A 3577-nucleotide genomic window follows, 5' to 3' on the forward strand; every position below is an offset into this window, starting at 1 on the left:
TATAAAGAATGACAACAAAGCTCTATGAGTGGTTACGCTCAGAATTTTATAAGAGTAATCACGCTAAAATACAGACATTTATTTGAGGCTTGGGTAAGTAATATTACCCGAGCTCAGATAGATGGATTTAGCAAGCAGATGTACAACAAAGAAAATAAGGTACTAAGCAAGTAAAATAGTTCTATTTAATATTTTTAAATAATGGCTAATATATGTGATAATACAAGGATTATTGGAATAATATATAGATATGAAAGTCCCTCCGGTAAATATTATATAGGCTAGACCATTGACGAAAAGAGGAGAAAAGTAACTCACAAAAGACTAGCTAGTAAAGGAGTTGATCTTCCCTTTTATAAAGCAATAAGGAAGTATGGATTTGAAAACTTTGAATATGTAGTACTATTTACAATTCAATCTAAAAGTAGAGAAAGAGTAAAGGTTGCTCTAAATGCTTTAGAAAAGTATTATATATCTAAGTACAGAAGAGGAGGAAAACTATTATACAATGTCACAGATGGTGGTGATGGTATTATAGGAGATAAAGTTACTGATAAGATTATTGCGTACTGGAAAGGTAAATCTGAATAGGAAATGAAAGATTGGTCAAATAAGATTTCATTTTCTAAGAGTAAGCCAGTGTTATAGTTTAATCTAGATGGTACCTTTGTTAAAGAATATGCCAACATTTATAGATCCTAGATAAAGAATCCCTAGGAAGTTATGCGATGTGTGAGAGGAGAAATTTATACTTCCGGAGGTTATATTTGGAAATACAAGAAAGATTGTGAAAATCTCTTAACTAGAAGTGGTAACTTAAGGAAATAGTATATAAACTTGAGTAAATCAGGTCCTCCTAAGAAACCGATATTGCAATATAGTAAGAACGGGGAGTTTATACAGGAATGGGCTAGTGCCTCAGATGTATAGTTTGTTAAACGAAAAGCCATAGTAGAATGTCTTAGTGGTAGAAACAAAACTGCTGGAGGTTTTATATGGAAATATAAAGAATAAAATATGAGTAATATATGTGATAATACATTCTATGCTTACTCAGAAGACTCAAACAATCTAAAGGTTATAGAGGATTTCTTTGAGGACTGGGGAAGCGCAGATGTTGAAAGGTGCGACAACAGCATTGATTGCTACTTCGAATCTAAATGGACTTTCCCAGAAGCTGAAATGAATGAGCTTTATGAGAAACTTCCAAATAAGGATGATATTGAAATGAGATGTTTATCTGTTGAGTATGGATGCCTATATCATGCTCTATGGGTATGTGATAAGGATGGGTGGAGAGAAACATAAATAATTTAAATTATGAAATTAGAATATACTGACGGATGTATATGTACATCGCTAACAGTTGATGGAAAAGAGACTGTTGATATGAGCAAAGAGGAACTTAGGGAAGTTATTTGTAAATTACTAGATAAGGAGTCTGACTTAGGTGTTCTACAAGATATATGGAGAGATCTAGTTATGTCACAAGGAGAATTTGAGGACTTAGGGCAATGTGAAGAATGTGGTGACTATATAACCAGATATACGCTTGAAATATGATAAAAATATGTGCAATTAGTGATATACATGGGGATCTTCCAGAGATTAGACCATGTGACCTAGTTCTAGTCTGCGGAGATTCTGTTCCCCTTAATGTACAAGCAAGTACTAACGGGACTAAAAAGTGGTATAAGGATAAATTTAAGGCCTGGGCAGAAAATTTACCATGTGAGAAAGTAATATTCATCGCAGGGAATCATGAATTACGATTTCCGGGACATCAAATTGTTTATGAGAAGCTATTCCCAGGTTCTGATAAAGTAACCTATCTATGTCATAAGGAGTATATTTATACTCACGATGGAACAGACTACAGGATATTTGGAACTCCTTATTGTAAAGTCTTTGGAAATTGGGCTTATATGTATCCAGATGATACTTTAAGGCAAGTCTTCAATGAGATTCCAGAGAATCTTGACATTTTGATAACTCATGACCAGCCTTACGGATTTGGAGATATACTCCTTCAAGAAGACTGCTATTGGGCTGACGGTAGTCATATTGGCAACAAACCCTTGCTAGAAACAATCCTAGCTAAACAGCCTAGATTCCAGTTCAACGGACATCTACATAGCTGTTCTCATGAGCAAATCATGATTAATAATACTGCCCATTATAATGTTAGTATGAAAGATGAGAAATATAATATAGTTTATGAACCTCTCTATTTAGAAATAGAATGATTAATGTAGACGATCTAATAAAAGTAAGTATGAAGTCCAGAAATCAGACTGAACTTCGTGCTTACAAAAACTTAAAGGCTGAAATACAAGCTTTTAAGACTGCTAAGAATGCAAAGCCATATGATGAGGCAGCTGAAATCCAACTTATTTCAAAAATGTGTAAGAAGTTGGAAGATGGCATTTTAGGCTTCTCTGAGGCTGGTAGAGAGGACTTAATGTCTGAGTATAGAGATGAACTAGCAGTATTAAAAAAGTTGCTCCCAGAGCCTGTAAAGGAGTCACAGATATGTTCTGAACTTTGTATATGGGCAGGAAAAAATAAATTCATTGAAACTTTTTTAACAGAGGATTGGGGATATAGTTATGATGCTATTGAAACCAGTAAACCATTTATTCCGAAGAAAGAGATGGGAAATGCAATTAAACATCTAAAAGCTAAATTTCCCCAAGCAGATGGCAAATTAATCTCAACTGTCGTAAAATCCTATCTTATATAATATGGAAGACAAAGTAAATCATCCATCTCATTACACGTGGCTTAAAGACATATGTGGAATAGAGGTAATAGATATAACTAGACATTTAGATTTTGATCTTGGGAATGCAATAAAATATATCCTAAGAGCAGGACATAAATCAGAGGAAGGATATGACGATACCGCTAAAGAGATAGAAGATTTACAAAAGGCTGTGTTTTATATAAATGATAAAATAAAGCTACTGAATGATAAAATATGCGCAGAGTGATATAAGTAATGGAATTAATTCTCTAAAAATTGGAGTAGGGAATGTAGTTTCATGCCTATTAAGAAAAGAGCTAACGGAATACATTCTTCCGTTTCAGCTCAACTATTTGATTACAGTAGGAGCGTTGCGAGAAATGTTTGGAACTGCTTCTTTCTTGTATTCAGATAAGTACATTAGCTTAAGTATTGATGGTCTTAGTGTAGATATATACTTCTATCCAGAGAATACTAAGTTTACATTAAAAACATAACAAAAGCCCCTTGGTCGTGTAGGATTAGTCCTATACTTCCAAGGGGCTTTTTTTTTTTTATATTATATAATAGAAGTCCTATCTATTCTTAATATCTAATTCTTCTGCTAAGCACTTATAATCTCCATTTGTGAATACTAGAGTTTTATTTCCAAAGTCCCACTTAAAGTATCCTATAAAATTAGGGAGCATAAGAGTCTTCCCTTGCTTTGCAATTTCTAATATTTCTGAATAGGTCATTCTTCCTATGATTTTATGTACGCAAATCCTGTATCTTTGAAGGATCTTGTTAATCCAGTATTATCAAATAATAGATATTTCCAAGATTTCTCTC

Annotated in this window: 7 protein-coding genes; 6 read left to right on the forward strand and 1 reads right to left on the reverse strand. The window is 33.4% G+C overall.

What is annotated here, in order from left to right; all coding sequences use genetic code 11:
• The first annotated feature begins 24 nt into the window (after positions 1-24).
• The 6 genes from ACI3VO_RS09440 to ACI3VO_RS09465 all read left to right on the forward strand — a co-directional run bounded on the left by ACI3VO_RS09440 (position 25) and on the right by ACI3VO_RS09465 (position 2993).
• Positions 25-174 (forward strand): hypothetical protein, encoded by a 150-nt coding sequence (locus tag ACI3VO_RS09440; RefSeq protein WP_439757676.1) that lies wholly within the window; start codon positions 25-27, stop codon positions 172-174.
• An 843-nt stretch (positions 175-1017) separates the two neighbouring features.
• Positions 1018-1308 carry a hypothetical protein gene (locus tag ACI3VO_RS09445; RefSeq protein ID WP_439757677.1) on the forward strand — a complete coding sequence of 97 codons (291 nt, stop codon included), beginning with the start codon at positions 1018-1020 and terminating at the stop codon, positions 1306-1308.
• A 12-nt stretch (positions 1309-1320) separates the two neighbouring features.
• Entirely contained in the window at positions 1321-1563 is a 243-nt protein-coding gene (locus ACI3VO_RS09450) for a hypothetical protein (RefSeq protein ID WP_439757678.1), read from the forward strand.
• Positions 1560-2246: a metallophosphoesterase family protein gene (locus tag ACI3VO_RS09455; RefSeq protein WP_439757679.1), complete on the forward strand. Its 687-nt coding sequence runs from the start codon at positions 1560-1562 to the stop codon at positions 2244-2246. The genes ACI3VO_RS09450 and ACI3VO_RS09455 overlap by 4 nt, the downstream gene beginning before the upstream one ends.
• The gene (locus tag ACI3VO_RS09460) at positions 2243-2743 is read left to right on the forward strand and encodes a GatB/YqeY domain-containing protein (RefSeq protein WP_439757680.1); all 501 of its coding nucleotides are present in this window, start codon (positions 2243-2245) and stop codon (positions 2741-2743) included. Before ACI3VO_RS09455 ends, ACI3VO_RS09460 begins: the two co-directional genes overlap by 4 nt.
• A 1-nt stretch (position 2744) precedes the next feature.
• Positions 2745-2993, forward strand: a complete 249-nt coding sequence (locus ACI3VO_RS09465; RefSeq protein ID WP_439757681.1) for a DUF3310 domain-containing protein — start codon at positions 2745-2747, stop codon at positions 2991-2993.
• 328 nt (positions 2994-3321) lie between these two features.
• Here ACI3VO_RS09465 and ACI3VO_RS09470 read toward each other — a convergent pair whose 3' ends face one another.
• Positions 3322-3483 carry a hypothetical protein gene (locus ACI3VO_RS09470; protein ID WP_439757682.1) on the reverse strand — a complete coding sequence of 54 codons (162 nt, stop codon included), beginning with the start codon at positions 3481-3483 and terminating at the stop codon, positions 3322-3324.
• Positions 3484-3577 lie beyond the last annotated feature (94 nt).

This window comes from Intestinibacter sp., from assembly GCF_051866655.1.
Taxonomy (GTDB): Bacteria; Bacillota; Clostridia; order Peptostreptococcales; family Peptostreptococcaceae; genus Intestinibacter.

Excerpts from the sequence above, each read along its gene's own strand:
- ACI3VO_RS09460 (WP_439757680.1), top strand. The coding sequence starts at position 2,243 with ATGATTAATGTAGACGATCTAATAAAAGTAAGTATGAAGTCCAGAAAT.
- ACI3VO_RS09455 (WP_439757679.1), top strand. The coding sequence starts at position 1,560 with ATGATAAAAATATGTGCAATTAGTGATATACATGGGGATCTTCCAGAG.
- ACI3VO_RS09445 (WP_439757677.1), top strand. The coding sequence starts at position 1,018 with ATGAGTAATATATGTGATAATACATTCTATGCTTACTCAGAAGACTCA.
- ACI3VO_RS09450 (WP_439757678.1), top strand. The coding sequence starts at position 1,321 with ATGAAATTAGAATATACTGACGGATGTATATGTACATCGCTAACAGTT.
- ACI3VO_RS09440 (WP_439757676.1), top strand. The coding sequence starts at position 25 with ATGAGTGGTTACGCTCAGAATTTTATAAGAGTAATCACGCTAAAATAC.
- ACI3VO_RS09470 (WP_439757682.1), bottom strand. The coding sequence starts at position 3,483 with ATGACCTATTCAGAAATATTAGAAATTGCAAAGCAAGGGAAGACTCTT.
- ACI3VO_RS09465 (WP_439757681.1), top strand. The coding sequence starts at position 2,745 with ATGGAAGACAAAGTAAATCATCCATCTCATTACACGTGGCTTAAAGAC.